The sequence below is a fragment of the Ruegeria sp. genome, from assembly GCF_965243365.1.
Classification (GTDB): domain Bacteria; phylum Pseudomonadota; class Alphaproteobacteria; order Rhodobacterales; family Rhodobacteraceae; genus Ruegeria.
Genome location: NZ_CBDEUW010000002.1, coordinates 3,283,975 through 3,310,434 on the forward strand (window position 1 = coordinate 3,283,975; position 26,460 = coordinate 3,310,434).

At 58.7% G+C, this 26,460-nt stretch carries 38 protein-coding genes; 13 read left to right on the forward strand and 25 right to left on the reverse strand.

The window, feature by feature from the left end:
- Window positions 1-16: 16 nt before the first annotated feature.
- Window positions 17-691, reverse strand: a complete 675-nt coding sequence (locus ACP0GE_RS19985; RefSeq protein ID WP_424833649.1) for a PAS domain-containing protein — start codon at window positions 689-691, stop codon at window positions 17-19.
- 256 nt (window positions 692-947) lie between these two features.
- On the opposite strand from ACP0GE_RS19985, the gene ACP0GE_RS19990 reads away from it, so the two are divergent.
- The 10 genes from ACP0GE_RS19990 to phoB all read left to right on the forward strand — a co-directional run bounded on the left by ACP0GE_RS19990 (window position 948) and on the right by phoB (window position 10,399).
- Window positions 948-1,826: a YicC/YloC family endoribonuclease gene (locus tag ACP0GE_RS19990; protein WP_424833650.1), complete on the forward strand. Its 879-nt coding sequence runs from the start codon at window positions 948-950 to the stop codon at window positions 1,824-1,826.
- An 18-nt stretch (window positions 1,827-1,844) separates the two neighbouring features.
- Window positions 1,845-2,486: a guanylate kinase gene (gmk, locus tag ACP0GE_RS19995; protein ID WP_424833651.1), complete on the forward strand. Its 642-nt coding sequence runs from the start codon at window positions 1,845-1,847 to the stop codon at window positions 2,484-2,486.
- On the forward strand, window positions 2,483-3,004 hold the full coding sequence (locus tag ACP0GE_RS20000; RefSeq protein WP_424833652.1) for a gamma carbonic anhydrase family protein: 522 nt from the start codon (window positions 2,483-2,485) through the stop codon (window positions 3,002-3,004). Before gmk ends, ACP0GE_RS20000 begins: the two co-directional genes overlap by 4 nt.
- 30 nt (window positions 3,005-3,034) lie before the next feature.
- On the forward strand, window positions 3,035-4,081 hold the full coding sequence (locus ACP0GE_RS20005) for an ATP-binding protein (RefSeq protein WP_424833653.1): 1,047 nt from the start codon (window positions 3,035-3,037) through the stop codon (window positions 4,079-4,081).
- Between the two features lie 144 nt (window positions 4,082-4,225).
- Window positions 4,226-5,266, forward strand: coding sequence for a substrate-binding domain-containing protein (locus tag ACP0GE_RS20010; protein ID WP_424833654.1), 1,041 nt, complete (start codon window positions 4,226-4,228; stop codon window positions 5,264-5,266).
- Window positions 5,267-5,368: 102 nt separating this feature from the next.
- On the forward strand, window positions 5,369-6,841 hold the full coding sequence (gene pstC, locus ACP0GE_RS20015; protein WP_424833655.1) for a phosphate ABC transporter permease subunit PstC: 1,473 nt from the start codon (window positions 5,369-5,371) through the stop codon (window positions 6,839-6,841).
- A complete protein-coding gene (gene pstA / locus ACP0GE_RS20020) occupies window positions 6,838-8,169 on the forward strand; it encodes a phosphate ABC transporter permease PstA (RefSeq protein ID WP_424833656.1) in 1,332 nt (443 codons plus the stop codon). The genes pstC and pstA overlap by 4 nt, the downstream gene beginning before the upstream one ends.
- 12 nt (window positions 8,170-8,181) lie before the next feature.
- Window positions 8,182-8,979, forward strand: coding sequence for a phosphate ABC transporter ATP-binding protein PstB (pstB, locus tag ACP0GE_RS20025; protein ID WP_424833657.1), 798 nt, complete (start codon window positions 8,182-8,184; stop codon window positions 8,977-8,979).
- Between the two features lie 16 nt (window positions 8,980-8,995).
- Window positions 8,996-9,697, forward strand: a complete 702-nt coding sequence (gene phoU / locus ACP0GE_RS20030) for a phosphate signaling complex protein PhoU (protein ID WP_424833658.1) — start codon at window positions 8,996-8,998, stop codon at window positions 9,695-9,697.
- Between the two features lie 12 nt (window positions 9,698-9,709).
- Window positions 9,710-10,399, forward strand: a complete 690-nt coding sequence (gene phoB, locus ACP0GE_RS20035; protein ID WP_424833659.1) for a phosphate regulon transcriptional regulator PhoB — start codon at window positions 9,710-9,712, stop codon at window positions 10,397-10,399.
- Window positions 10,400-10,768: 369 nt separating this feature from the next.
- Here the strand turns inward: phoB and ACP0GE_RS20040 are convergent, their stop codons facing one another.
- The 16 genes from ACP0GE_RS20040 to ACP0GE_RS20115 form a co-directional block, all read right to left on the reverse strand.
- Window positions 10,769-10,972 carry a hypothetical protein gene (locus ACP0GE_RS20040; protein ID WP_424830655.1) on the reverse strand — a complete coding sequence of 68 codons (204 nt, stop codon included), beginning with the start codon at window positions 10,970-10,972 and terminating at the stop codon, window positions 10,769-10,771.
- A gap of 125 nt (window positions 10,973-11,097) precedes the next feature.
- Window positions 11,098-11,637 (reverse strand): M15 family metallopeptidase, encoded by a 540-nt coding sequence (locus tag ACP0GE_RS20045; RefSeq protein ID WP_424833660.1) that lies wholly within the window; start codon window positions 11,635-11,637, stop codon window positions 11,098-11,100.
- Window positions 11,634-12,023 (reverse strand): hypothetical protein, encoded by a 390-nt coding sequence (locus ACP0GE_RS20050; protein WP_424829964.1) that lies wholly within the window; start codon window positions 12,021-12,023, stop codon window positions 11,634-11,636. Before ACP0GE_RS20050 ends, ACP0GE_RS20045 begins: the two co-directional genes overlap by 4 nt.
- Window positions 12,020-12,205 carry a hypothetical protein gene (locus tag ACP0GE_RS20055; protein ID WP_424829965.1) on the reverse strand — a complete coding sequence of 62 codons (186 nt, stop codon included), beginning with the start codon at window positions 12,203-12,205 and terminating at the stop codon, window positions 12,020-12,022. The genes ACP0GE_RS20050 and ACP0GE_RS20055 overlap by 4 nt, the downstream gene beginning before the upstream one ends.
- On the reverse strand, window positions 12,202-12,327 hold the full coding sequence (locus ACP0GE_RS20060; RefSeq protein ID WP_424829966.1) for a hypothetical protein: 126 nt from the start codon (window positions 12,325-12,327) through the stop codon (window positions 12,202-12,204). The genes ACP0GE_RS20055 and ACP0GE_RS20060 overlap by 4 nt, the downstream gene beginning before the upstream one ends.
- Window positions 12,324-12,488, reverse strand: a complete 165-nt coding sequence (locus ACP0GE_RS20065) for a hypothetical protein (protein ID WP_424829967.1) — start codon at window positions 12,486-12,488, stop codon at window positions 12,324-12,326. The genes ACP0GE_RS20060 and ACP0GE_RS20065 overlap by 4 nt, the downstream gene beginning before the upstream one ends.
- Entirely contained in the window at window positions 12,485-12,727 is a 243-nt protein-coding gene (locus tag ACP0GE_RS20070; RefSeq protein WP_424829968.1) for a hypothetical protein, read from the reverse strand. Before ACP0GE_RS20070 ends, ACP0GE_RS20065 begins: the two co-directional genes overlap by 4 nt.
- Window positions 12,727-13,338, reverse strand: a complete 612-nt coding sequence (locus ACP0GE_RS20075) for a transglycosylase SLT domain-containing protein (protein WP_424829969.1) — start codon at window positions 13,336-13,338, stop codon at window positions 12,727-12,729. Before ACP0GE_RS20075 ends, ACP0GE_RS20070 begins: the two co-directional genes overlap by 1 nt.
- Entirely contained in the window at window positions 13,335-14,084 is a 750-nt protein-coding gene (locus ACP0GE_RS20080; protein ID WP_424829970.1) for a hypothetical protein, read from the reverse strand. The genes ACP0GE_RS20075 and ACP0GE_RS20080 overlap by 4 nt, the downstream gene beginning before the upstream one ends.
- Window positions 14,081-15,154, reverse strand: a complete 1,074-nt coding sequence (locus ACP0GE_RS20085) for a hypothetical protein (RefSeq protein WP_424829971.1) — start codon at window positions 15,152-15,154, stop codon at window positions 14,081-14,083. The genes ACP0GE_RS20080 and ACP0GE_RS20085 overlap by 4 nt, the downstream gene beginning before the upstream one ends.
- Entirely contained in the window at window positions 15,144-15,575 is a 432-nt protein-coding gene (locus tag ACP0GE_RS20090) for a hypothetical protein (protein ID WP_424829972.1), read from the reverse strand. The genes ACP0GE_RS20085 and ACP0GE_RS20090 overlap by 11 nt, the downstream gene beginning before the upstream one ends.
- A 3-nt stretch (window positions 15,576-15,578) precedes the next feature.
- Window positions 15,579-15,929, reverse strand: coding sequence for a hypothetical protein (locus tag ACP0GE_RS20095; protein WP_424829973.1), 351 nt, complete (start codon window positions 15,927-15,929; stop codon window positions 15,579-15,581).
- Window positions 15,926-16,168, reverse strand: a complete 243-nt coding sequence (locus tag ACP0GE_RS20100) for a hypothetical protein (protein WP_424829974.1) — start codon at window positions 16,166-16,168, stop codon at window positions 15,926-15,928. Before ACP0GE_RS20100 ends, ACP0GE_RS20095 begins: the two co-directional genes overlap by 4 nt.
- A complete protein-coding gene (locus ACP0GE_RS20105; RefSeq protein WP_424829975.1) occupies window positions 16,168-16,695 on the reverse strand; it encodes a hypothetical protein in 528 nt (175 codons plus the stop codon). The genes ACP0GE_RS20100 and ACP0GE_RS20105 overlap by 1 nt, the downstream gene beginning before the upstream one ends.
- A 12-nt stretch (window positions 16,696-16,707) precedes the next feature.
- On the reverse strand, window positions 16,708-17,808 hold the full coding sequence (locus tag ACP0GE_RS20110) for a hypothetical protein (protein WP_424829976.1): 1,101 nt from the start codon (window positions 17,806-17,808) through the stop codon (window positions 16,708-16,710).
- A gap of 115 nt (window positions 17,809-17,923) precedes the next feature.
- On the reverse strand, window positions 17,924-18,052 hold the full coding sequence (locus ACP0GE_RS20115) for a hypothetical protein (RefSeq protein WP_424829977.1): 129 nt from the start codon (window positions 18,050-18,052) through the stop codon (window positions 17,924-17,926).
- Window positions 18,053-18,142: 90 nt separating this feature from the next.
- Between ACP0GE_RS20115 and ACP0GE_RS20120 the strand changes: the two genes are divergently transcribed.
- Both ACP0GE_RS20120 and ACP0GE_RS20125 read left to right on the forward strand, forming a co-directional pair.
- Complete coding sequence (locus ACP0GE_RS20120) at window positions 18,143-18,871, forward strand: helix-turn-helix domain-containing protein (RefSeq protein ID WP_424833661.1); 729 nt, start codon at window positions 18,143-18,145, stop codon at window positions 18,869-18,871.
- Window positions 18,871-19,419 (forward strand): helicase HerA domain-containing protein, encoded by a 549-nt coding sequence (locus ACP0GE_RS20125; protein WP_424833662.1) that lies wholly within the window; start codon window positions 18,871-18,873, stop codon window positions 19,417-19,419. Before ACP0GE_RS20120 ends, ACP0GE_RS20125 begins: the two co-directional genes overlap by 1 nt.
- Window positions 19,420-19,786: 367 nt before the next feature.
- Here the strand turns inward: ACP0GE_RS20125 and ACP0GE_RS20130 are convergent, their stop codons facing one another.
- The 6 genes from ACP0GE_RS20130 to ACP0GE_RS20155 all read right to left on the reverse strand — a co-directional run bounded on the left by ACP0GE_RS20130 (window position 19,787) and on the right by ACP0GE_RS20155 (window position 23,700).
- Window positions 19,787-20,017, reverse strand: coding sequence for a hypothetical protein (locus ACP0GE_RS20130; RefSeq protein ID WP_424833663.1), 231 nt, complete (start codon window positions 20,015-20,017; stop codon window positions 19,787-19,789).
- Window positions 20,018-20,146: 129 nt separating this feature from the next.
- The gene (locus tag ACP0GE_RS20135; protein WP_424833664.1) at window positions 20,147-20,410 is read right to left on the reverse strand and encodes a hypothetical protein; all 264 of its coding nucleotides are present in this window, start codon (window positions 20,408-20,410) and stop codon (window positions 20,147-20,149) included.
- Window positions 20,407-20,535, reverse strand: a complete 129-nt coding sequence (locus ACP0GE_RS20140; RefSeq protein WP_424833665.1) for a hypothetical protein — start codon at window positions 20,533-20,535, stop codon at window positions 20,407-20,409. The genes ACP0GE_RS20135 and ACP0GE_RS20140 overlap by 4 nt, the downstream gene beginning before the upstream one ends.
- Before the next feature lie 496 nt (window positions 20,536-21,031).
- Entirely contained in the window at window positions 21,032-21,244 is a 213-nt protein-coding gene (locus ACP0GE_RS20145) for a hypothetical protein (RefSeq protein ID WP_424833666.1), read from the reverse strand.
- A 319-nt stretch (window positions 21,245-21,563) separates the two neighbouring features.
- On the reverse strand, window positions 21,564-22,433 hold the full coding sequence (locus tag ACP0GE_RS20150; RefSeq protein ID WP_424833667.1) for an acyl-CoA thioesterase: 870 nt from the start codon (window positions 22,431-22,433) through the stop codon (window positions 21,564-21,566).
- 49 nt (window positions 22,434-22,482) lie between these two features.
- Window positions 22,483-23,700: a serine hydrolase domain-containing protein gene (locus tag ACP0GE_RS20155; protein ID WP_424833668.1), complete on the reverse strand. Its 1,218-nt coding sequence runs from the start codon at window positions 23,698-23,700 to the stop codon at window positions 22,483-22,485.
- A 168-nt stretch (window positions 23,701-23,868) separates the two neighbouring features.
- Here ACP0GE_RS20155 and ACP0GE_RS20160 point away from each other — a divergent pair, with 168 nt between their 5' ends.
- A complete protein-coding gene (locus ACP0GE_RS20160) occupies window positions 23,869-24,468 on the forward strand; it encodes a 2-hydroxychromene-2-carboxylate isomerase (protein WP_424833669.1) in 600 nt (199 codons plus the stop codon).
- On the opposite strand, the gene ACP0GE_RS20165 is transcribed toward ACP0GE_RS20160, so the two are convergent.
- Both ACP0GE_RS20165 and ACP0GE_RS20170 read right to left on the reverse strand, forming a co-directional pair.
- Entirely contained in the window at window positions 24,465-25,493 is a 1,029-nt protein-coding gene (locus ACP0GE_RS20165; RefSeq protein WP_424833670.1) for a phosphotransferase family protein, read from the reverse strand. The two genes, ACP0GE_RS20160 and ACP0GE_RS20165, sit on opposite strands and share 4 nt — an antisense overlap.
- A 40-nt stretch (window positions 25,494-25,533) precedes the next feature.
- Window positions 25,534-26,352, reverse strand: a complete 819-nt coding sequence (locus ACP0GE_RS20170; RefSeq protein WP_424833671.1) for an SDR family oxidoreductase — start codon at window positions 26,350-26,352, stop codon at window positions 25,534-25,536.
- Window positions 26,353-26,460: the final 108 nt, after the last annotated feature.

Sequence of the window (26,460 nt, forward strand, 5' to 3'; positions counted from 1 at the left end):
CGTTTTTTGTTTGCAGTCAATCGTCGCGTGACGAAACCAATCTGAGATGCTTCTTTGAGCGTACAAAGGATTCCTGTTCTTCGGCGAAACCCGCGCTGATCTCTGGTTCTGTCTTCGGCGGCAATTGGAGGTCCGCGACCATGCGCACTCGGGTATCGGCAACTGTGAACCGCCGGGGCGTGGACCCGATCGTCCCGTCACTGACCATCACGCCCAGAACGCGACTGACATCGCCCAGATCGCTTTTTAATGGCAACAGGATCATGCGCGCGTCCAGAGTGGCACGCCCCATCGCGCTTTTTGATGTAAGCCCCAATTCGGCCACCGCTGGCGCCGCAAAGACGCGCTCGAGCTGTGCGGTCACGTCATCGCGCGCTTCCGCTTCGAAAAATGAGGTCAGGGGCATGCCGCGCACTTCCATCCCGGCCAGTTTGTTCAGATGGCTTCCTGCCAGTCGAAATCGGGCCAGGCCGGGGGCGATGCGTTCCAGGATGAAAGTATATTCCAGAATATTCTCCAGACCGCGCGGGTCGATCTGAGATCGCATCGGCACGCCATTGCCGGTCAGAAGGGCTGTCCAGTACGCCTCGGCCTGACGGATAGGAGACAGGCTGCGCCCGCTGTCAAAGCGATCCATTGCAACGATCTTTCCAAAGCCTGAGCCGGAACCAGCCCCGAAAAAGGTTTTCATTTCATCACCCTAACGTCAATCACTCGCAATTTACTTAAAATGCTGTGTAATCGGCAGCGCAGCGATACACCAGTCATTACGACTGGAAGATTGGCACGGGTTAATACAATTTTGGAGCAATTCTTTAACGAATGGTTAACTTGGCCGCGCCAATTGACGAATAAGCAAGGTCTTGCCCCGGGGCGGGCGATGGCATTAGGTGCGGCAGGCACGCAAAACGCGTTTCAGGATTGAAAGGGCAGGCATGATCAAATCCATGACCGGTTTCGCTTCGGGCAAAGGTGCGTTTGGTCCCCATAGTTGGGGCTGGGAGTTGCGCAGCGTCAACGGCAAGGGTTTGGATATGCGCCTGCGGCTGCCGGACTGGCTGACCGGTCTAGAGGCCGCCCTAAGGGCTGAAATGTCCAAAGCCATCGGTCGCGGCAATGTCACCCTGTCCCTTCGGATCAGCCGAGAAGAGACCTCGTCCGAATTGCGACTGAACGAATCCGCAATGGAGGCCGCACTTGCTGCATTGGCCCAGACCGAATCCATGGCATCGGCGCAGGGAATCGTTCTGACGCCATCGCGCGCCAGTGATCTTCTGGCGCTGAAAGGGATGATGGAGACGGGCACTGACGACGATGATCCGGCGCCGCTTGTCGCGCAGCTCAGGAAGGAATTTAGCGGTTTGCTGACCGACTTCCTCGCTATGCGACAAACTGAAGGCGAGGCGCTGGCCGAGGTTTTGAACGCGCAGCTGGATCAGATTGCCCGGCTTACGGAACAGGCGGCAGGCTTAGCCGAACAGCGCCGGGATGAGATGGCTCAGACCTTCAAAAGCAATCTGGCCCGTGTTCTGGATAACGCTCAGGGCGCTGATGCAGACAGGGTTGCGCAGGAACTGGCCATGATCGCCGTCAAGGCAGATATTACCGAGGAAATCGACCGTCTGGCTGCACATGTGGCCGCAGCGCGGGCGTTGTTGGCGGATGATGGTCCCGTAGGTCGCAAGCTTGATTTTCTGACCCAGGAATTCAACCGGGAAGCCAACACCTTATGCTCCAAGTCACAAAACGCCGAGTTGACTTCGGTCGGGTTGGAGTTGAAAGCGGTCATCGACCAGATGCGCGAGCAAGTGCAAAACGTAGAATAGCAGACAAGGACCGGAAACATGGCGGATCGCCGAGGCCTTTTGATCATCTTGTCCTCGCCCTCGGGTGCAGGCAAATCCACATTGGCCCGTAGGCTGATGAAATGGGACACCGAGCTTGAGTTCTCGGTCTCGGCCACCACCCGCGCCCCTCGTTCCGGTGAGAAGCATGGGCGCGAGTATTACTTTCTGACCGAAGACGAGTTCAAACAGCAGGTGGCTGATGGTCAGATGCTGGAACACGCGCACGTGTTTGGAAACTTCTACGGGTCACCCGCCGGGCCGGTACGTGAATCGATCACGCAGGGCCGTGACGTTCTTTTTGACGTGGACTGGCAGGGTGAGGTTCAGATCCGCAACTCGGATTTGGGCAAACACGCGCTGTCGATCTTCATCCTGCCGCCGTCAATCCCCGAACTGCGCCGCCGTCTGGAAGGCCGGGGACAGGACAGCGCGGATGTGATTGCCAAGCGGATGCTGAAAAGCTGGGACGAAATCAGTCACTGGGGTTACTACGATTACGTTCTGGTCAATGACGATCTGGATGCCACGGAAGAGAAGCTGAAAACCATAGTGAGCGCCGAGCGGATGCGCCGCATCCAACAGCCCGAGTTGCAAAACCATGTCCGGACGTTGCAGATGGAATTTGAGGAGCAATCATGACCGTTTATGCCCTGGGCGCTTATCGCCCGCAGCTCCACGAAGATACCTGGGTTGCCCCGGACGCAAACCTGATCGGCAGGGTGGTGATGGAGCAAGGGTCTTCGGTCTGGTTTGGCAGCACGATCCGCGCCGAGCACGAAGAGATTCGTATCGGCGAGGGAAGCAACGTGCAGGAAAACTGCGTCATGCATATCGACCCCGGCTACCCTTTGACCATTGGTCGGAATTGCACGATCGGGCACAAGGTCATGCTGCATGGGTGCACCATTGGCGAAAACACACTGATCGGGATGGGTGCCATTGTTTTGAACGGGGCGAAGATCGGCAAGAATTGTCTGATTGGGGCAGGGGCCCTAATCACCGAGGGCAAGGAAATTCCCGACAATTCGCTTGTCATGGGAAGCCCTGGCAAGGTGGTGCGGCAGTTGGACGAAGCGGCCGCGCAAAACATTACTATGAGCGCGCTACACTATCAGGAAAACATGCGCCGTTTTCGCGATACGCTCAGCCAGGTCTGAAACAGAAGTTAACTCCCTGAAGGCCCCGACATGTCACATGATCTGATTGGCGAATTCGTTTCAGCCGTGCCGATGCCTGCTCTGATGGTGGATCAGACCGAGCGGATCATCTCGGCCAATACAGACGCGAAAACGCTGCTGGGTCAGAATATTGAGGGCCGCCACTATGCGACCATTCTGCGCCAGCCGCAGGTCATCGAGGCGATGGAACAAAGCTTGCGCACCAAAGGCCCGGCCAAAACCCGACACTTGTCAAACGATGGGGCGCAGGACACGGCCTTTCAGGTCGAGTGCCGCTATTTGAACGGGGTGGGCGCTGTATCCGGCGGGGCGGTTCTGGTCGTGTTTCAGGATGTCACCCATCTGGAACAGGCCACCCAGATGCGGCGCGATTTTGTTGCCAATGTCAGTCATGAGCTGCGAACACCTTTGACTGCGCTGATGGGGTTTATTGAAACCCTGCAAAGCTCTGCCCGGGACGACGCCGATGCCCGTGACCGTTTCCTGCAGATCATGACCGACGAAGCCAACCGCATGAACCGTCTGGTCGGAGATCTGCTGTCCCTGAACCGGGTCGAGAGTCAGGAACGTGTTCGCCCTACCGAAGAACTTGAACTGAAGGGCCTTTTGCAATCGACCCTTAATTCTCTAAGGCCTTTGGCAGACGATGCTTCGGTGACGATGGTTGTGAATGCTCCGGCAGGGCCTGTCATGTTGCCGGGTGACAGCGATCAGTTGCGGCAGGTTTTTACCAATCTCATTGAAAACGCAATAAAATATGGCGGCAGCGGAGGAAGTGTCACTATCAACGTTCTGCCGTCCGAACGCGACACGGCCATGCGCGGGCCCGCTGTACGGGTTCAGATTGTCGACAAGGGTCCGGGGATTGATGCCGTTCATCTGCCGCGTCTGACCGAGAGGTTTTATCGCGCCGACAGCCACCGGTCGCGGCAACTGGGCGGGACCGGTTTGGGCCTTGCGATTGTGAAGCACATCATCAATCGCCATCGGGGACGGTTGCGGGTTGAAAGTGACCTGGGCAAAGGGTCCGTCTTTACGGTGATCCTCCCACGTTAAAAAAGAGTCACATAAGTCGCATTTCCGGCCAGTTGTCATAAAACCGTTACACACTTGTCACAAAAGGCTTACGCGCGACTCATAGGTGGGGGCGCAGGATCATCATGGGGGTGATAAAACCTTATCTTTTTCAGGGAGACTGAAATGTCCTTTGTAAAACTGTCGGCATCTGCGCTGGCAATCGCTGCCGTCTCGGCGACCACTGCTGCTGCTCGTGACAACGTCCAGGTTGCCGGTTCGTCGACCGTTCTGCCTTATGCCTCGATCGTTGCAGAGCTGTTCGGCGAAAACACCGACTTCCCAACTCCGGTTGTTGAATCGGGCGGTTCGTCGGCTGGTCTGAAGCGTTTCTGCGAAGGTGTTGGCGAAAACACAATCGACGTTGCAAACGCATCACGCGCCATCCGCGAGAAAGAAATCAAAGCCTGTGCCGAAAACGGTGTGACCGACATCATGGAAGTCCGCATCGGTTATGACGGCATCGTATTTGCAAGCCAGCAGTCTGGCCCTGCCTTCACCGCGTTCCAGCCGGCTGACATCTACAACGCCATCGGCTCGAAAGTCATGAAAGACGGCGCTCTGGTCGACAACAGCTTCAACAGCTGGGCCGAGTTCAACGGCGACCTTCCGGATGTCGAAATCGCGATGTTTATCCCCGGGACCAAGCACGGCACACGCGAAGTGTTCGAAGACAAGGTTCTGCTGGCCGGTTGTGAATCGACTGGTGCGATGGAAGCCATGATTGCAGGCGGCATGAGCGAAGACGACGCCGAAGACGCATGCCTGGCTGTCCGTACAGACGGCAAGTCGGTCGATATCGACGGTGATTACACCGAGACTCTGGCCCGCATCGACACCAACCCCAACGGCATCGGCGTATTTGGTCTGGCGTTCTACGAGAACAACACCGACAAGCTGAAAGTGGCCACCATGGGCGGCGTTGCACCGTCGACCGAGACCATCGCGTCGGGTGAATACCCCGTTTCGCGCCCTCTGTTCTTCTACGTCAAGAAAGCCCACATCGGCGTGATCCCCGGCCTGAAAGAATACGCTCAGTTCTTCACTCATGATGAAATTGCAGGTGGTTCCGGCCCGCTGGCCAACTATGGCCTGGTCGCCGACCCTGAGCTGGCCAAGACCCAGGAAGCTATCGCTAACGAAGAAACCATGGGTTCGGGTAGCTAATCCCGCCTTTGGTCTGAATTACCGGGGGCGGCATCTGATGTCGCCCCCAACTTATGTTCTCTGAATTTCCCAATCGAGACCAATCTTGGGTGTGGGGGTGTCATGCCAATACTTTGGCTCATTCTGATCGTTCTTGCGATCGCGGCAGTCGGTTACGTGTTAGGGCGGTCACGCGCCCTTAAAAGCGCCGGAGGAGATAGCAGGGATCTGCATTCACTTCCCACGTTTTACGGTGCAAATGTTGCCTTAAAGACAATTGTTCCCGCTTTTGGTCTTCTGGTCATCTGGTTGCTGGCGCAACCGTATTACATAAATTCCCAGGTCTCGGGAATGATCCCGGAGACAGCGATCAAAGAAGGCTCCTCCCGCAGTCTGGTCATGGCCGAGGTGCGCCGTACCGCGACCGGTCTGGACAACGCCGTGACCTCGGGTGCGATTACCGAGGATATGGCCCGTAACGCGCGCGCCGATATCACCGACATGACTGCGCGGCTGAAAGAGGCGGGGCAGGTGGTGACCACGGACATCACGCAGCCGGTGCTGCACGCCGCGCAACGCTATCGGGTCATGAATGCGTCCGGCTATTCGGTGATGACTGTTGCAGTGATCCTCGTCGCACTGGCTGGGGCCGCGTTCAGCTGGTTCCAAACCCACTCCGAATATCGCGCCCGTAACGTGGTCGAGCAGGGCGTGCGTGTCCTTCTGCTGGCTGCCGCCTCGATCGCGATTTTGACGACCATCGGGATTGTCTTGTCGCTGGTGTTCAACACGTGGGAGTTCTTCAAGCTCTATCCCGCGTCCAAGTTCTTTTTCGGCACAACCTGGGCCCCCAGCTTTTCGGGCCGTGGCGGTGCATCCGATCTGGGGATTGTCCCGCTGCTGTGGGGTACGTTCTATATCTCACTGGTCGCCCTGCTGGTGGCAGTGCCAATCGGCCTCTTCGCCGCGATTTACCTGAGCGAATACGCGTCACCTCGTGTCCGCTCATTCGCTAAGCCACTGCTGGAGGTTTTGGCCGGTATTCCAACCATCGTTTACGGCCTTTTCGCGCTGCTGACCGTCGGTCCGCTATTGCTGGGTGTTTTTGGTGATAATGGTCTTGGCTGGATGAAGGCGGGAACTGCGGTTATGACGGCGGGTCTGGTCATGGGCATCATGCTGATCCCGTTTGTCTCGTCCCTGTCCGACGACATCATCAATGCTGTCCCCCAAGCGATGCGCGACGGGTCTTACGGGCTGGGTGCGACCCAGTCGGAAACCATCCGTCAGGTTGTCTTGCCTGCGGCACTGCCGGGCATCGTAGGTGCGATCCTTCTGGCCGCATCGCGCGCCATCGGTGAAACCATGATCGTGGTTCTGGGGGCAGGGGCCGCGGCCCGTCTGAGCCTCAACCCGTTCGAGGCCATGACAACCGTCACTGCAAAAATCGTCAGCCAGTTGACCGGCGATGCTGACTTCGCCTCGCCCGAGGCGCTGGTCGCCTTCGCGCTTGGCATGACCCTATTCATCCTTACTCTGGGGCTGAACGTCTTCGCCCTGTACATCGTGCGCAAGTATCGGGAGCAGTACGAATGACCGACGCCAGCATGCAAAGCCCTGGATCCGGCCGCAACGCGGTTTCCCTCACGGCGGCTGACGCGCGCACGAAAAAGCGCGCCAACGCCGAAAAACGCTTTCGCGCCTATGGCATCGTCGCGATTGCAACCGGTCTGTTCTTTCTGATCGTGCTGTTTGCTTCGATCCTGTCGCAAGGTATCCCGGCCTTCCAGCGTACCGTTGTCAGCGTGGACTTCACGCTTAACGCGGCACAGCGGGATGAGGCGGAAGGCACTTTGTTCAAGACCAAGGCCTATTCCGACCTGTTTATTGCCGAACTGAACGAAGAGTTGGCAGAGCGTGGGATCAGCGTCGATTTTGACGAAGCCGCCATCGAGCGTCTGCTGGGTAAAGTCGGCGGCACGATCCGGACGTTCTATGCAAACAGCCCAGATAAGCTGGGCGAACCTATCGAGTTTGACCTGACCGCCTCCAGTCGTGTGGACGGATACTTCAAGGGGCGCGTGTCCCGCGACACCCTGCAAGACAGCCGTTTCCTGCAACTCAGCGACCTTGATCTGGTCGATGCCTTGGAAGAGGCAGGCATTATCAAGCAGGCCTTCAACTGGCCATTTATCACCGGCGCGGATTCGGGCGTGGATAACCCCGGCGGCGCTGGCATCGGCGCTTCGGTTGTGGGCTCGTTCTTCATGATGCTGGTGGTTCTGGGCCTGTCGCTGCCGATTGGCGTTGCCGCGTCGATTTATCTTGAGGAATTCGCGCCGCAGAACAGGTTTACTGACCTGATTGAGGTGAACATCTCGAACCTGGCGGCTGTTCCGTCCATCGTTTTTGGTATCCTTGGTCTGGCCGTGTTCATCCAGTTCATGCACCTGCCGCAATCGGCCCCGCTGGTCGGTGGCCTTGTGCTGACGCTGATGACGCTGCCGACAATCATCATCTCGACCCGCGCGTCGCTGAAAGCGGTTCCGCCATCGATCCGCGACGCGGCGCTTGGGGTAGGGGCCTCGAAAATGCAGGCGGTGTTTCACCATGTGCTGCCTTTGGCTGCGCCGGGCATCCTGACAGGCACTATCATCGGTCTTGCGCAGGCGCTGGGTGAAACGGCCCCGCTGCTGCTGATCGGTATGGTGGGCTTTGTAGCCCGAGGTTACCCGGACGGTTTCCTTGCCGGATTTACCGAACCGAATTCGGCCATGCCCGCGCAGATCTACACCTGGGCCGCGCGCGCCGATGTAGGTTTCTACGAAAAGGCCTGGGGCGGTATCATCATCCTTTTGATGTTCCTGCTGACCATGAATATCATCGCAATCATCCTGCGCCGCCGCTTTGAACGCCGCTGGTAATTGGGGGCTATTATGAACGACATGACACGAGTGGAGAGAGCCGTGGACTCCAAAGAGATCAAGATCAACGCCAAGAAGGTTCAAGTCTACTACGGTGACACCCATGCCATCAAAGACGTGGATGTTGAGATCGAAGACAAGACCGTGACGGCCTTTATCGGTCCGTCGGGCTGCGGCAAGTCAACCTTTCTGCGCTGTTTGAATCGGATGAACGACACGATCGATATCTGCCGGGTAGAAGGCGACATCCTGCTGGATGGCGAAGACATATATGACAAGCGTGTCGACCCGGTGCAATTGCGCGCCAAGGTGGGCATGGTGTTCCAAAAGCCGAACCCATTTCCCAAATCAATCTATGACAATGTGGCCTATGGCCCGCGCATCCATGGCCTTGCCAAGAACAAGGCAGAACTGGATGAAATCGTTGAGAAGTCCCTGCGCCGAGGCGCGATCTGGGACGAGGTCAAGGATCGCCTGGACGCCCCTGGCACAGGTCTTTCCGGCGGTCAGCAACAACGCCTGTGCATCGCCCGCGCCGTTGCGACCGAGCCCGAAGTTCTGCTGATGGACGAACCGTGCTCGGCGCTTGACCCGATTGCAACCGCGCAGGTCGAAGAGCTGATTGATGAGCTGCGCGCGCAGTATTCGGTGGTGATCGTGACACACTCGATGCAGCAGGCCGCACGGGTCAGCCAGAAAACGGCGTTCTTCCATCTGGGCAATCTGGTTGAGTTTGGTGAGACCGGGCAGATCTTCACCAACCCCGAAGATCCGCGCACCGAAAGCTACATTACCGGCCGTATCGGCTAAAAACAGGTATTTGGATATGACCGAACAACATATTGCATCTGTATTCGACCGGGATCTGGAAGCGATCCAAGCGCATATCATGAAAATGGGCGGCCTTGTCGAGGCAGCAATCATGAGCGCGGCGCGTTCGCTGGAAACGCGTGATGAAGAACTGGCCCAGCAAGTTCGCGAAGGTGATAAGACGATTGACGCGCTGGAGGATTTGATCAACGAAGAAACTGCACGGCTGATCGCATTGCGCGCCCCGACCGCAGGTGATCTGCGTCTTGTTCTGACGGTGCTGAAAATTTCCGCGAACCTGGAACGCATTGGTGATTATGCCAAAAACATCGCCAAGCGCACCACAGTCTTGGTCAATGCGGGCGAAATAAATGGCAGCGCCGCCGCCTTGCGCCGCATGGCACGCGAGGTCGAAGTCATGTTGCGTGACTCGCTGGATGCCTACATTCAACGGGATGCGGAACTGGCTGCCGACGTGATCGAACGCGATCAGGAAGTGGATCAGATGTACAACGGGCTGTTCCGCGAATTTCTGACATTCATGGCAGAAGACCCGCGCAACATCTCAGCTTGTATGCATCTGCACTTCATCGCCAAGAATATCGAGCGGATGGGCGACCACGTAACTGCAATCGCCGAGCAGGTCGTCTATCTTGTAACCGGCGAGCGTCCCACCGAAGCGCGCCCAAAGGCCGATATCACATCGCATTCCGTGTAGGAGACTCACTATATGTCTGCCGATCAACCAACGGTTCTTGTTGTTGAGGATGAACTGGCCCAACGCGAGGTGCTGGCCTACAATCTTGAGGCCGAAGGTTTCCGCGTATCCAAGGCCGCCAGCGGTGACGAAGCATTGTTGCTGGTGGACGAAGACAGCCCCGACATCATTGTTCTGGACTGGATGATGCCGAACCTGAGTGGGATCGAGGTTTGCCGTCGGCTGAAAACCCGACCGGACACGCGTTCGATCCCAATTATCATGCTGTCGGCGCGCTCAGAAGAGGTGGACAAGGTAAGGGGCTTGGAAACCGGTGCCGATGACTATGTGGTTAAGCCTTATTCAGTGGTCGAGCTGATGGCCCGTGTGCGATCACAACTGCGCCGGGTACGTCCGGCGACCGTTGGTTTGCGGCTTGAGTTTGACGATATCATTCTGGATTCCGAAACGCATAAAGTCAGCCGGAACGACAAGCCGCTGAAACTGGGCCCGACGGAATTCCGGTTGCTGAGCACGTTTATGGAGAAACCTGGCCGGGTCTGGAGCCGCGAGCAACTGCTGGACCGTGTCTGGGGCCGGGACATCTATGTCGACACACGCACGGTTGATGTTCACATCGGTCGTCTGCGCAAAGCGTTAACACAGCACGGTGGCGCTGACCCGGTACGCACGGTCCGCGGTGCTGGTTACGCGTTGGGGTAGCGGGATAACGACCATTGTGAGCTTTACCAATAGTCGTGTAATCAGTATTATGGTAAATTACACGATTAGGGCAAGGGCGTTGTTTTCCTTTTATAAACATGCGTTCTTAAATCTGTACTTTTAAAGAACGGTTCCCAAAAGTCAAACTTAAAGTGAAACTTCAACTTCGGTGCGCAAGTGAACACGCCGATCTTCCTGCAGGAATCGCCTTCAGGGTGTTTGGATCGTGTTTGGATCGTGTTTGGATCGTGTTTGGATCGTGCTAAACGAGGTGAGCCGGTGCGTGGGTGCGCACCGGCTCTGAACGATAACCGCCGGATTGGCGATGGAATGCTAGCGCGCTCACTGTGAGCGCATGGCAACCAAAGGTCAACCGTGATCGCCGCTTTGCGCCTCAATCCGGGCTTCCAGAGAGGCAATGCGTTCGTTCATGCGCCGCTCCAGGCTCTGCAAGTCGTTCCGATGTTTCTGTTCCAGGTCTTTCTCGCGCTTTTCGTTGTCAAAGACCCGCGCCCAGAGGTCATTCAATCCTTCCACCAGGCTCGGAATCTGATAATGGGTGTGATAATTCATGTTGGTTCCTTCCTTCAGCTTTTCCTTTGCTCCGGAGATAACCAGGGCGGGCTGTAACCTGCCGGAAATATTGGTTATTCCAACCGGCTGACGCGGTTCAAATGTTTTTCACCGCCCGAAGAGGATTAATCCGGATACCATTCCCTGGGCAACTGGAAGTGCGGGCCGTCCACGAAGCGCGCCCAGTCGCCGCCCCATTCGAGCGGGATGCCGAGGTCCTCGGCCGCGCGTTTCCAGGTCGTGCCCAGGCGCTGCCATGCGCGCCAGTCGTTCCAGGGAATATCGCCATCGATCCACGGATGCGCGTCGAGCGCATGGCCGGTCACGTGGCGGCTGTCCATGGTCAGGCTCTTGCCGGTTTTCACGAGGATCTTCTGCTCCTCGATCGAGCGCAGCCCGCAGTGGATGCCAAAATCGTGGCTGCTCATCTCAAGCGCGCGCCGCGCCACCCGGACCAGATCCGGGTGAACGGCTTCAAAACAGTCCTCGGACCGCTTGCCGAAACGGAACTTTTTGGCCCGGCCCATCACTTCCACGCCTTCTTCATGGCCTTGGACAAAGCCGCCTTGCTCGGCTTCTTTCCCTTCTTGTTGCGCCAGGCCTTCTTCATCTCCGCCCGCGCCACGGACTTGTTGAATCGCTTCTTTCGTTTCATCGCGTTTCACTCCTTTTTTTTTGAGTTGAATTGAGGGATCACACGCCGGCCGAATGCAAAGCTGATCGCGCTCAGCAGCGCCCACTGATACCAATCCGGCGTGGCATCGAGCGCGTCGAATCCGGCCTCGATATAGGGCGGAATGCCAGGGACGAAGCTGAGCAACAGCGGAATCGACAAAACGATTGTGAACCATTCATCTTTCCAGCTTGTTTTGCTTGCCTGGACTGCCAGCAACTCCCATGACTTGCCATGCTCCACGGCGGCTGTGGCCGCTTTCGCGCGCGCCGTCTCGATGTCCGCGCGCGCCTTCAGCTCCGCGACCTTCAGGTCAGCGCGCGCTTTAAGCGCCTCGCCGCCGATGCCCAGCACCCCCGCCAATAATTGTAGGATCATTCCCCCGGCTCCCTGTAACTGTTCAACTGATCGATCTTGACCAGCAATTCGCGGATTGCCTCCGCCAAAGGCTCAAGCACCTCGCGGCGCTCGCGCTGTGACTGGATGACCAGGTAGAGCGCGCCGGTGAGCGCCAGCATCCCCATGCCGCCGTCGATGATATGCGGCAGGATCTCGATCATCTCGAGTCCTCCCCTTCAACTGGCCGCGTCAGCCGTGCCAGCGCCATTGCGCCGGCCAGCAGCACCAGCCAGGCCGGCAGTTTGTTCAGCTTGTCGAGATTGCCCAGCAATTGATCGATCATTTGATGATCCTCCACAGCAACACGCCCAGCAACGCATAGACGATCAGCCCGTTCGCGCCGCCGATCCCCGCGTTGGCCCCGGCCCAGGCGTGACGCACATCGTCCAGCCCGTGCATGTGATCGCGCCCGCGCCCGTCTCCGCTGTATCCGCGCCGTCTCATCCGCTTCGCCCTCCGTTTCTCGCCAGCATGTAGGCCCCCAGACCGGCGCTCACGCCCAGCAGCGCGTTATCGGTGACGGCCCCCACCGCAACGCCGGTGAGCGCGCCGATCGCCACGTCGCCCAGCGTGTCAACGTCCTCGACAACCGCGTCGGTCGACTCCTTCGCCCACCAGGCGAGAACCGCGCCGCCGGCCACCACCGCGCCTTTGATGATCCAGGGTGTCAGAGGTCCCGCCATCAAGCCGCCTCCGATTGCTGCCGCGCCTGGACGGCCCGGATCGCTTCGAGATAGCGCAGGGTCGCCGCGCGCACCCCGGTGCCCTTCTCGTGCCAGGTCTCGCCGCCATTATAGGCGCGGATCACCCAGTCTTCCGGCGCGTCTGCGTAAGCGTCCGGAACACGGTCCCGCAGATACCGGATATAGGCGTAGCCGATGATCACGCCCCAGACCGGATCGAACAGCGCCTGGCCCAGATCGTCCCGGCCGAAGCGCCGGCGCAGGCCCAGCGTTCCCGTGTCCGCGTCCCAGAGGCCGCGCGCGGTGCTCAACTGGACTTGCATCAGGCCCCGGCTGTCCTCGCCGGCCGTGTTGTGCGCCAGCGGATCGCCGCCGCTCTCCACCTCGATCATCGCGGCCACAAGCGACTGGTCGCGCGCCGGTACACCGGCCTGGCGCGCATAGGCCCAGGCGCGGGTTCCGGTTCCTGGTGTGCGGTCCACGTTTGCGGATGGTGCGGGATCCAGCGCCCCGCGCACCTCGCCGATCAGGCCGGCCACCTGAGCCCGGTTGTGATAGAGCCACCAGGCGGCCGCCGCGATGACCGCAAGCGATGCAAGGTCCCGGATCATGGCCGCACCTTCCCAAGCAACCGCACTTTGATTGTCATCAGTGCGCCAAATTGCAGCCAGAGTTGATTAGTTAAGCCAGTGTATTCAGCTTCATACGTGACATGCAGCTTCAACATCGTACCGGTCGCCACCAGATAGGGCGACGGCAGGATGAATGCTTCGCCTTGGAATACCGGCACCGAGTCATGTTCGACGGGATCCGTATTAGCGGTATTTCTCACATGAAACAGGTCCGGCGGCTGACCGCCCGCGTGCCCGTATGATGCGATGACTCTTTGACCGGCCGGCAGCAAGGGAACGGGCGAAACCTCGTTGGTGATCACATTGGCCCGCAGCCTTCCAGCTTTTGGCTGTGGGTCCAAATTCGTAAAATCCACTTCGACCTGCTCGCCTTCAGGCGGCTTCAGGTAAATCGATTTTGTTTGATCCGTTTCCCGTCTCAGATTCACATAGTAATAGAAAACGTCCTTCTCTTTGGCATAGGAAGGTTCATCGGCATGGCCATCCACGAGGCGGCGGCCAAATTCGAGCGTCACGTCCACCGCGCGATGCGTCAGCGGCGATGCCACCACCATGTCAGACCGCGCGCCGGCGATGATCCCGCCGCGCGGCAGACGATGCCAGGTGCCGCCGTGCCGCACAAACAACTCGTCCACGTCGCCCTGGACGTAGCGGACCTGTTCATGACTGCCCAGATTGCGCTCGCCCAGCAGGGTGTAGCTCGCATAATAAACGCCCGCAGTCATGCCGCCCTCCAATTGCCCGCAAACACGATCACCGCCGCGCCGATCAGCGCCCAGGTGATCAAACGGACCTGCACATTGCTTGTTTGACCCAGGGTTCCGCGCGCGAGGTCCAGAATCTCGCCCGTGACCCGATCCTGCCGATCCCCGGCCCTGTCGATCAGATCCGCGCCCACATCCAGCGCCGAACGCTGCTCCCGCCCAACCGCCGCAACCAGCCGCGCGCCGGTGTCCAGCACGTCCTGTTGCCGGTCACCCACCGCCGCAACCAGGCGCGTATTGATTGCATGTTGGTTCTCCGCCCTCTGACCAGCCCGGTCCACCAGCCGCGCGCCGGTATCGAGCGCGTCCTGTTGCCGGTCGCCTGCAGATGCGACCAGCCGCGCGCCGGTGTCCAGCGCCTCCTGTTGCCGGTCACCCGCCGTCGCAACCAGCCGCGCGCCGGTGTCCAGCGCCTCCTGTTGCCGGTCACCCGCCGTCGCAATCAGCCGCGCGCCGGTGTCCAGCGCCTCCTGTTGCCGGTCGCCCGCAGATGCAATCAGCCGCGCGCCGGTGTCCAGCGCCTCCTGTTGCCGGTCGCCCGCAGATGCAATCAGCCGCGCGCCGGTATCGAGCGCCGCTTCGGCAAAATCGATCCCGGCCTGCAGCTGCCCCTGCCAGCTTTGAAGCTGCGCGTAATGGGCGTCATTGACCGCAATGATGCCGTCATTGGCCGCCGCCAGAACCTCGCTCAGAAGCCGGTTGATGCCGTCCTGATCGAAGCGCCGCGCGCTCAGCAATTCGGCCGCCTGGCGCTCCCAGGCCGCCACCGTCGCCCGCAGCGTCTCGTCGCTGGGATCGATGTTGACGTAGACCGAATCGAGGATCTGCGTCGCGTCGTTGAGAACGGCGCGCTTGTCCACACTCGAATCCGTGATGTCGAAGTGGCGGTTGTCGCTCAGGTCGCGGTTGTCCTCGGTATGGACATTCGTGGTGTTGGTGGTCTCGTTGACGTTGCTCGTGATCGTCCTGTTCTCGACATTCGAGCTGGACTTGTTGGACGTTCTGCTTCTGGAACTGGATTTACTGCCCATCGGTGCCCTCCCAGACCCGCTTCAGGATCCATTCGTCCCCGGCCTCAAGCACCCAGCCTTCCCGCGCCATCGCCCGCTGCGCCGCCGCCAGCAGCGGACGGGCCAGGCCCTTCAGCTTCGGGCTTGGCAAGCACCGGATCACCCCGATCCGGCCCGTGTTCCGAAGCGCGCGCCAGATCGCCAGGGCTTCCCCCCAGGTCTCGAAATGGTCGTAGACCATCTGCCACGCTTCGGACGCTCCGGACACCGCTCCGGGGCGCTCCTGCGCCAGCAGAACCCAGGTATCCCCGCAGCGCGCCGTGAAGCTGTTGTTAGCGTTCACACCGGCGGCCCAGGCCTCTTCGGCCGTCACCAGGCCGATCACCGGTCCACTGGCGACCTGGACGGGCGCGTCGGACGGTTTATAGCTTCGGTCCAGCATCGATCAGCCCCGCTTCCTCATCAGCCACCACAGGCCCAGCCCTGCCGCTCCCAGGACGCCCAGGACGATCAGCGGGTTTGCACCGCCGCCCCCGCCCGGGTTCTTCAGCCCCGCACTCCGGACGGCCGCGCTGAAGAACCCGTCCTCAGCGGCGGCGCCGAACACCACCGGCCCTGTCTGCCCGGTCACGTCGCCGGTCGAGACGTCCGCGCGCGTGTCGGCACTGCCCGTGTTCTCCAGGTCCTTCAGGATGTCGTTCACGACGTCATCGGCCGATTGCGCCGCCGCCTCGGCAATCGCCGTGGCGTCTGCCGCGCTTGGGGCGGAAAGGCTCAGATCCGGAATGGTGGTCATGATCCGCGTTCCTCAAGCAGCCGGTTGGTCAGCGAGCGATAGCGGCCCTGGCTCAGCGCCAGTTCGCGTTCGGCCAGTTCCAGTTCCTCCTGCGTCCGCCGCGCGACCAGCTCGTGCCGGCGCAACAGCGCCCGCGCCAGCGCCGCGCGCAGCCGCTCAACACGCCGGTCGGCCCTGGCCACCATGAGCCGCGCCGCGCCCAGCACGTCCTCTTCCACCCGCCGGTCGATCTGATCCATTAGCGTAGCTCCCTGAATACGTAGATCGCCCCCACCGCGGCCGCGGCCAAAGCCGCCGGCCACATCAGGCGGCTGATCAGCGTGTCGCCGCGCCGCGACTCGAAGGCTTCGCGGTAGAGCGTGCCCCGGTCCACCAGCAGCCGGCGCGCGTCGTCGCGTTCCTCGTGCTGTGCGTCAAGCGTCACCTCGTAAGCCGCCAGTTCGTCGTTGCGCTCCCGGTCCTCGCGCGTGGTCACGTCCCGGAACCGCTCGTTCCCGTCGTCGCGTTCCAGGTCCTCACGATCCGTTTCCAGGCGATACTGCGCGCGCTTGTCATCGAGCCGGGACCGGATCAGGTCGTGCTCGTCGTCCCGCGCCCGGTCCTGACGGTCGGTATCGTCCCGGAACCGTTCATTGCCCCGCAGCCGGCGGTCGGCCCGGTCCTGGTACTCGCGCAGCCGGCGGTCCTGCCGGTCCCTGGCCCGCCGGTCGAGCGTGTCGTCCAGCGTGTCCCAGGCCCGGCCCAGCAGATCATCCCAACTCGACATGGCTACCTCTCGTCAGAGACGATCCGCGAAATAGACCTCGACTGTGACCTCCGTGTTGGCCGACGTCAGTTCCAGTTCGATCTCGATCCGGTCATCGCGCCGGCGTTGCTGATCAGACGTCAGCGGCGCAAGCGCCAGCCCGTCGCGTTCCTGATCGATCAGCAGGTCAACGCAGCCCCCTACCCCGATCAGCGCGCCCGTCGCATTGCGGTACGGACCAACATCCTCCTGATCTGATGCCTTGTTCGGCCTCAGCAGCGCCTCGACATGATTCACATGCGTGTCGGATTTGATCCATTCCACATCGCCGATGCTCACCTCGAAGTTCTCGATCTTCTTGCCAGCGCCGGATGTCACGATGATGCGCTGAATGCGCCGGTCGATGCGGATGTCGTCGATGATATGCTTGCCCGAGGTGGCGAAGCTCTTCTTGTAGACCTGGCGGGAAATGACATTGCCGGCCGGCACCAGAACCGGGTTGTAAAAGGCGATGATTTGAGGCTTGATCTCGGTCTTGTGCTTGTCGGTCGTGTAGAGCGTCAGGCGCAGATCGCGGATATTGCCGGTTCCCAGGGCGTAGAGGTCCTGGACCGGTGCGCCGGCGCGGAACACGTTCGGCCACCCAAACGGGATGAACCACGCGGTTCCCAGCCCCAGACACCCGTTCATGCGCAGATACGCCTCGAATCTGGTGATGTCCTCGAAGTCCCAGATCGTGATGCCGTCCGCCTCCAACTTGATCCGGTCCAGGATCTTCGCGAAATGGTCGGTGTTGACGTATTTTTCGCCGTTATCGCCCGTTTCCAGAAGATCGTTGGCATTGGTGCCGGTGATCGCTGTATTGGCCAGCGTCTCGAAGCGCAGCATCAGCCCGCGATAGGTGTATGCGCCGGTTGGTACATCGATCTCGTATTCGCCGCCTGAGAGCCTCTGGGAGATTGTCACCAGATCGTCGGCCACGTTGATGTAGTCTGGAAGCGCCGCGTCCGCGCCCATCACAAGTTGAGAGCCGGGCATCCCGGCGCGGACCAGGTTGGGATTGACCGGTGCCGCAGCGGCCGACGCGGGTGCGCCACGCGCGGCCGCCCGTGCGCGATTGAGGAAGTTCGACATTAGAAGCCTCCGAACGCCCGCCGGATCGACCGGCTGTCGGCAAAGATGGAATAGAGGAACAGACCGGCCACCGTGCCGATCGTCGATGCCAGGATCAGTTCGCTTTTCATGAGCGTTACCGGCTGATCATTCTGGATACGGACTGGACCAGCCGATCCGTCAGGCCGGAATTGTCCAGGACTTCGTAGAGGAAGATCCCGACCATGGTGCCGGCGGCATAGTGCATAAGCGTCTTGGCTTTCATTGCTGAGCTCCGAAGCTGAAGAAAGAAAAGATGCCGCCCAGCATGGCGCTGTCATGAATTGTCAACAAATACAATTTGGTGACAGTCATCATGACACGTAAATTGACGGTCATGACCAATGTTGACACCAATGTTGACGGGGCGATTGACCACCTGAACCGGGTGATCGCGGCCAGAGGCCGGGGCGGGGGCTTCTCCGTGGCCGTGGATTTGGGCGTTGATCCCTCGCAAGTGTCGCACTGGCGGCGCGGAAAGCGGGTCCCCTCCCCCGACATGACACGCAAAATCAACGGCTTGCCTGTCATTGACAATCATGACAGTGACAAACTTGACACCGATCATGACAATCTTGACGCGGATCATGACACTCATGACGGCAATCATGACAGTCATGACGCGAATCCTGACAATCTTGACGCTCCGGCCGCGCGGATCGCTCCGGAAAGCATGGCGGACCTGGAAGCGGCCGTGCTGGGTGCCACGCCCCAGGATGTCATCGAGGTCGGTAGTGCCGATCTTGACACCGGCCCTGCCCTGCCCGCTCCGTCCAGCGAGTGGCGCGATAATGTCTGGCTGTTTGCTCATGACATGATCGCCGCCTATGTCGGCCCTCCACGCGGCCCCCTGATCGCCAAACACGCCCGGTCGGCCCATGGCACCGCAGCCTGCGAAGCGTCCGAGCGCGTAGCGCACCGCATGGGCCTGGACAATCTCATGAGGTCCGGACACTGGACCGTCGATCTGGCCATCATGGCCAGCTACGCCATCACCGTTCTGAAGATCACGAAGGGTCCGGACGAAAAACAAGAGGTCGCTTGATGACAGACGCCCCCGTCCTCGATGCCGCCGCGCGCTCCGCAATCTGGGGCGTGTCCGGCTCCGGCAAGAGCACGCTCGCCGCGCGGATCGCCGCGTCGTGGGCGTCGGCCCGGGCCGTGGTGATCATCGATCCCACCGGACCCCATCACCCCGCCCTGCCCCCGGACTGGAAGCCCCGGCCCGGCTTGACGGCGCTGTCACCGTCCACGCCCGACCAATGCACCGCCGCGCTCCTGACCGCCTACCTGGTCAGCCACCGCACAACGCCGGTCACGGTGATCTGCGACGAAGCGCCGTTCTTCCTGGCCAAGCCATCGGAAGCCGTCCTGAAGGTGGTCTACCAGGGCCGTCATCGCGGCCTCGGCATGGTCCTCGTCGGTCAACGGCCCTCGGCCGTCGCCCCCGGTGTGCGCTCGCAGGTCACGCGGACGATCTACATGAAGCTGACGGATCGCGCGGACCTCAACATCGTCGCCGCCAGTTCCCGCCAGTTGGCCGCCGATCTGCCCGGCCTCGATGTAGGAGATTGGAGACAATGGCCGACATGATCTGCATGTCACCAGATCAGATTATAGATCTGATCTGCAGAAGCGTTACCGTCGTGTTGGGCGTCGTTTTGGTGCTGGGATTGTCCATAAAATGAAAGTAGAAACAAAGAACGGGCCGTGATTGCCTCACGACCCGCCAACCCAAAATCACCAAACCGCTGAAAGGAGGTGATATTGATGAGTACTCAGCAGAGTTATATGGCATTCGCCTGTGCAATGGCAATCGGCTTTTGTGCCGCTGCACTACGGAAAGCGCTGAAGTCTGTTCCGGGTCCGCTTTCTGATAAGCCACCTGAACCTGACGACACAATTCACTAAAATATGATCCGCGTCCAAAATTCCAGCGGGCGCGGATCGCGCGTATCACTCAATGCCCGTCGCTGATCTCCAGGCGACGTTCGATCCGCTCAACGCGGCGCGTCAAGGCGTCATGATCCTGGTCAAGCCGTGTCATGCTTTTGACAAGAACCGCCATATGACCTTCAAGGGCACCAAGCCGATCTTCAACGCGCTCCAAGCGTCCTTCAATACCAGAAAGCTTTTTCTGGATCGCCTTGAGGTGCTCAAGGATCAGATCGTTTGTCACGTTATCTGTCATGATCGACAAGTTCCCATGTTGACTGTCAATGACACTGCCATGATTCCGTCATCGATGTCCAGATTCCGTCATCGATGTCCATCACGGCCGGAAAAGATTCTTCACGATGTCAAAGAGCTAACTAGCCCATCAGCTGGTGGATTTCTTTGCCAATCCGGAATTAAGTTCACGGAGATTTTTGATACTCTCATCGGCTTTCAGGTTGAGCGCGTCCATGCGCTCCTGGCGAACGGATTCGAGATACTGAACCCGCCCGAAGGTCTCCGAATACAGTTGGCAGGTTTTGCCGCGCTCTCCAAAGTCCCTGACCAGGTGATCCAGCACCTGTCTGTGAAACTGCAGATGACGTTCGATCTCCTCGAAAGACATGTTCAGCGTGGTGATAGCGGTCATTCCGGCGGCTCCTCGATGTCGCCTGCGTCCCAGGCGGTGATCAGTTCCTTGGCGGCTGCATAAGTCCCGCCATACTTCAACGCCTTCACGAAGCGCCGCGTTTCCGCCTCTCGCTCCGGCGTCATTTTGCGTTGCTGTTTCTCAGCAAATTTGCCGCCGTTCGATTGTCCGCCGCTCGGTCGATCCCCGCGCTTTATCCCGCTTCCGCTGCGACCAGCAGCGGGCTTTTTTTGGACTGCCGAAGGCGGGCCGTCAGACATGGAATCTATGGAGTCTATGGTAGGGGAGGCGTTATGCCCCCCTTTAGCGCCATAATGCCCCCCTTTAGTGCCATAATGCCCCCCTTTGTGTGGAACAAGAAGTCGATAAGTGGGACATCTTGAGCGTCCCCCCAACCCGTTGTAGATCACCTCGATTGATCCACAGACCTCGAGAGTTCGAAGAGCTCGCATGATCGTCCGGCGATGCAAGCCAGTAGCATCGATTATTTGTGACTTCGTTATGCTGACTTCAGGCCGGTCGAACTCAGCCTGCCAGCACATCACGCGCAGCACGTGCGCGGCCGAGTGTGTGGCGGTAGACGCCCCCAGTACGCGGTTCAAATACTTCCTTGGTCGGTACTCACTCATGGCCGACCTCGATCTCGAAGCCTGGAAGCGGCAACTGGTCGAGTGTGCCGTCCCGTTCCATCTGCTTGTACGCTTGATACACAGCCGTCTTGGACCGTTTGAGTGCTTTGGCAGTCTGGCCGTAGCTCCACCCCTGATGACCAACCATCAGCCTGATGAAGTCTGCCTCGAAATTTGAAAGCGGCTTTGCGCCCTTGGTTTTCATTTCGCGTGTCCCTTTACAATCGGGAACACAGTGTTTATAAAATATCACGTTCGAGAACGAAGCCCTACTCCGCCGACACCGTTCAGATTTGATCGCTGGATAGAGATTTAGGCTTGAGTAGGGCGCTTTCGGCCCCCTCCCCTACTGAAATTTACCATAATTTAAGGGGTTAAACAGACATAACCGCCTATTCAGTATTATGTTAAATATATATCAATACCGACAACCGTGAAAACGCTGTGTTGATCATCATTGCCGCGTCTCTGGCAAGGCCCACTTTGGTAAAAACAAATTCTATTCAGACGCTTGCAGGCGGTTTCTAAGATTTCTTGCGCGCTGGACGCAACAGCCCTTCTTGCGCGACCGATGCCACTAACGTGCCGTCCTGCGCGTAGATCGACCCTCGGGTAAAACTGCGTCCCTGGCCGGTCCACGGGGATTCCATTGCATAAAGATGCCAGTTCTGAAACTGGACCGGCGCATGAAACCACAAGGCGTGATCAAGGCTGGCGCCGTTGATTTCCCCTGAGAACCAGCTGAGACCATGTGGTCGCATCCCAGATGTAAGCAGACCCATGTCAGAGGCATAGGCCAGCAGAAGATGCTGAGTGATCGGATCAACCTGATCCGCAGCTGACATCCGAAACCAAAGGCTGTTGCGATCATCTGATTTTTCTGGCGTGAGAACATCCAGAGGATCCACCTCACGCACATCAATGGGCCGTTCTCTCAACAGCTGCGGTTTAAGCCATTCAGGTACACGATTGATGTATTTCTGACGGAAATCTTCCCGCGTCGGATGATTGTCGGGCCCCAACACATCGGGCATCGGGTGTTGATGATCCCAGCCATCATCCTTCACGTGGAATGACGCGGACATGTTCAGAATTTGCTTACCATGCTGGATTGCCACGACGCGACGGGTGGTAAACGAACCTCCATCCCGCGCCCGATCCACTTGATAAATAACAGGAATACTGGGGTCACCCGGTCGGATGAAATAGGCGTGCAATGAATGGCACAGGCGGTCTTCAACCGTTCTGTAAGCGGCAGCAAGGGCCTGCGCGATCACCTGCCCTCCGAAGATACGGGTTGGTGTTTCACCGCCCGAGCCCGTGCCACGGAACAAGTCGACCTCAAGCCGTTCAATATTCAGCAAATCCAGCAGGATACGTTCGGCTTCGGTCATGAATGGGTCTCCGGTTTCATACAGACACCGGGTATCAATTGACCGGCCATCATTCAACCAATGCTCCAAGAACAAGCGATTTGAGTTCTGCTCGGGATTGGTAGGAACTGGAGGGTGACAACTGAGTGAAGAACACGGTTGTCAGTTGGTTGACGCGATCGATCCAGAAAAAGGTCGACGCCATACCGCCCCAACTGTAGTCACCCACCGAGCACGGCGCGCCAAGGCGACCCGGGTCCAACACGACAGATCCGCCTATTCCAAAACCCGTACCCTGCATCGGTTGCTCGGCAAAGCTCTGCGGTCCCATTGATGCAATGTCGCCCGGTAAGTGGTTGGCCATCATGTAATCTACGGTTTTTGGGCCCAAGATCCGAACCCCGAATGCGGTGCCTCTATTTCGCAGCATCTCGGCAAAGCGACTATAGTCATCGATGGTGCTGACCAGCCCGCCGCCACCGGAAAAGGTTGTCGCTGCTTCGAACGGGGAATCCCCTGCGGCATCGACCAATCGTAACGTCTCACCGCCTTGCTTTGCCGCGTTCAAAGCCATCGCGTCGCCCTCTAACGGGGTATATAGCGACGCAAAGCGGTCCCCTGCCCCGGACGGGACAGAATAACCGGTTTCGATCATCCCGAGGGGCTCAAGAATGTTCTCGCTTAGAAAGCGGTCCAGCGATTTGCCTGATGCGACCTCAATCACGCGCCCAATGACATCAATGCCGACCGAGTATTCCCACCTCGTTCCGGGTTGGAAGGCCAGAGGCAGCGAGGACAGCACTTTGACACGTTCAGACAATGCGCCTTGCTGGGGTGAGAACATCAAATCCAGCGCATCCATTTCTTGCGGCAGCAGGCCCGGGTTGAACGGGTAGCTGAGCCCGCTGGTATGGGTCAGCAGTTGATGCAGCGTCGGTGTCGCGGCGTCCTCTGTCTGGTCAAGACGCGCCGCATTGGGGATAAGCGTGCGCATTGACGCAAATTCCGGGATGAATTCAGAGACTGGCGCATCCAGGTGCAGCAACCCTCGCTCGACCAGCATCATCAAAGCGACCGAGGTCACCGGTTTTGTCATGGAATAAATCCGAACGATACTGTTGCGTTGGAATGGAAGGTTGTTTTCAACGTCACGCAAACCAGTGCTGTGAAAGAACTCTTCCTGCCCGTTTTGCAGAATCAAAAGCGCGCTGCCGGGATACTTCCGCTCATCGACGTAGCGTTGCATCCAATCGCGAATATGGGCCAGGGCTGCTGGATCAAACGCCATACGAGGACTCCGTTGAAATGGTTTGAACGGATAGTGCAGCGACGATCCCAAAAACGACAGCGGAAAACTGCGACAAGATGCAGTAAACGCTGAGATATGGCCCTTGGGCTGCTAAGCTGGAGCGTGAATAGATTCGAGTCGAACCCACTCTTGATCCGGAGCAGGAACATGTCGCAAAGCATTGATTTTATGTATGACTTCTGCAGTCCGAACGCTTACCTGGCCCACAAAGTTCTGCCAAAACTGGCCGAACGGCACACAGTGGCACTGAATTACAGCCCGGTTTTGCTGAGCATCATCTTCAAAGCCACAAACAACCAAGCCCCATTCCAGGCCTTTTCTGAAAATCGAAAAAAGACCGCATATCTGACCCACGATCTGCATCGCTTCGCCCGTCGGCGGGGCATCAGTTTCCATATGAGTCCACATTACCCTCTGAACACCAAATTCGCGATGCGGGCCGCTTATTTCGCGCAGGGAAAACCATGGGAGAACAAATATATAAACGCCGTTTTTGATGCGATATGGGTGCATGGCCAAAAGATCGATGACCTGAATGTTCTGATGGATGTGGTGCAAGAGAATGACTTGCCGGTTCGCAAAATCCGCGAGGCAATTGGAAATCCTGACATCAAACAGCACCTAAAGGATCAAACCAAAATGGCGGTACGACGTGGGGCGTTTGGCGTGCCGACCATTTTTGCCGGACCCGAGATGTTCTTTGGCAAGAACAGCCTTGGCAATCTTGAGTTGGAACTCTCGCGCTAGCTTTCGAACGCTGCCAACCCTTGTCGCGCAAATGCAGGGACATACCCTCCCAAAACGCGCGCGCGATCCGGGTCTGATGCGTTGCCGTCCAGGGCGCGCTTATAGACGCCCTGCAATATGGCAGCCATTCGGAAAAAGTTGAAAGCCAGATAGAACCCAAAGTTCTGGATGCCGTTCAGGCCCCGGCGTTCACAGTAGTCAGCGATGAACTGTTGATCCGATGGCAGCCCAAGGCTTTCGCGATCAACCCCGGCCAATCCACGTCCTTCATCGCCCGGCGGCATTTGCCACTGCATGATCACAGCGGCAAGATCGGCATAAGGATGGCCAATCGTCGACAACTCCCAATCCAGAACGCCGATACAGCGGGTGCCGCCCTGCTCGAACAACAGGTTATCGATCCGGAAATCCCCGTGAACCAAGGTACGTTGGCCGTCTTCATCGGGGATCGCGGTTCCTAATCTATCAATCAGGTTGTCCATGTCAGGTATGGTGGCCGTCTCGGTGGCGCGGTATTGCTTGGTCCACCGGTTGATCTGGCGCTCGTAGTAGTTTCCGGGGGGGCCATAATCTGAAAGCCCAACCGCGTTGATATCCACCTCATGCAATTCAGACAGAACACGGTTCATTTCATCCAGAACCCCTGCCCTGATCCTGTTGCTTTCACCCTGCATTGTCGGTTCCTCAAAGTTCCGGCCCTGCAAATGTTGCATCACATAAAAGGCCGAGCCGATGACGGCCTCGTCCTCGCACAGCAGATACATGGCGGGTACAGGTACCTTGCTACGCGCCAAGGCACGCTGCACGCGGAACTCTCGGTCGACCGCATGTGCGGATTTCAACAAAACACCGGGCGGTTTGCGGCGTAGAACATAGTTTTTTTGAGGTGTGCGAAGCAGAAATGTCGGGTTGGACTGCCCGACCGCGAACTTGGTCGCCGACAGAGGTCCGGAGTACCCTTCGAGGTTGTTGTGAAGATAAGCGTCCACCGCATTCAGATTTAACGTATTTTCGACGCTCTCCATTTGCGCCTCCGATGTTAGAGCGATCCCGGTCGATTTGAGTTCAGAATGCGGCGGCGAATATATTGCCAGCGCTTTGAACGTTGATGCCCCCGGAAACGGGGATGACCGCACCCGTCACATAGCTGCCGCCCCTACCACACAGGAATTGGACACAGCCTGCAATGTCCTCGGGGCGACCGACGCGCCCCAACGGCACGTCTCCGCCAACCTTTTCTCGTGTTTCCGGATCGGCCGTTGCAAATGCTGTCATCTTTGAGACGAATGGCCCCGGTGCAAGGGCGTTGATGGTCACGCGATCGGCTGCAAGCTCTTTGGCCATGATCTTGGTTAAATGAATGACTGCCGCCTTAGAGGCCGCATAACTATACGCTCCGTCCCCCATCGGTGCTTCACCCATAACCGAGGCTATATTGACCACCCTTGCAGGATCCTCATCTGTGGCGGACTTCTTAAGCACGAGTAACAGCTTTTGCGTCAGGTCAAAAATACCGGCCACGTTCACCGACATCACCTTATCCCAGGCATCATACGGAAACTGACCAAACGGAGCTCCCCAGGACACACCCGCATTATTCACCAATATATGCAGAGCTTGCGCGCGGGAACTTACCTCAGCAACCAATGCATTGATCCCGGCTTCGTTCCCGATGTCCCCTGCAAACCCTTCGGCCGAGCCTTGCGCATCCATGGCATTCAACTCATCCGCCACCGCATGGCAAACGTCGCCCTTACGTGACGCGATCAGAACATGTGCGCCCGCCTGCACCAGCGCCTCGGCCGCCATACGACCGATCCCTGTTGCGCCGCCGGTGACCAGGGCAACCTTTCCGTGTAGGGAAAACAATGTCTCGGGCGTCATGTCCACTCCTTGATGCAGTCGGGTAAATAACAAGTTTCCGCCAGTTCACTGCATTATCCGACGTTCTTGCAAGAGAAGCACAGGTGGCGGTCAAACCGAAAAAGAAAA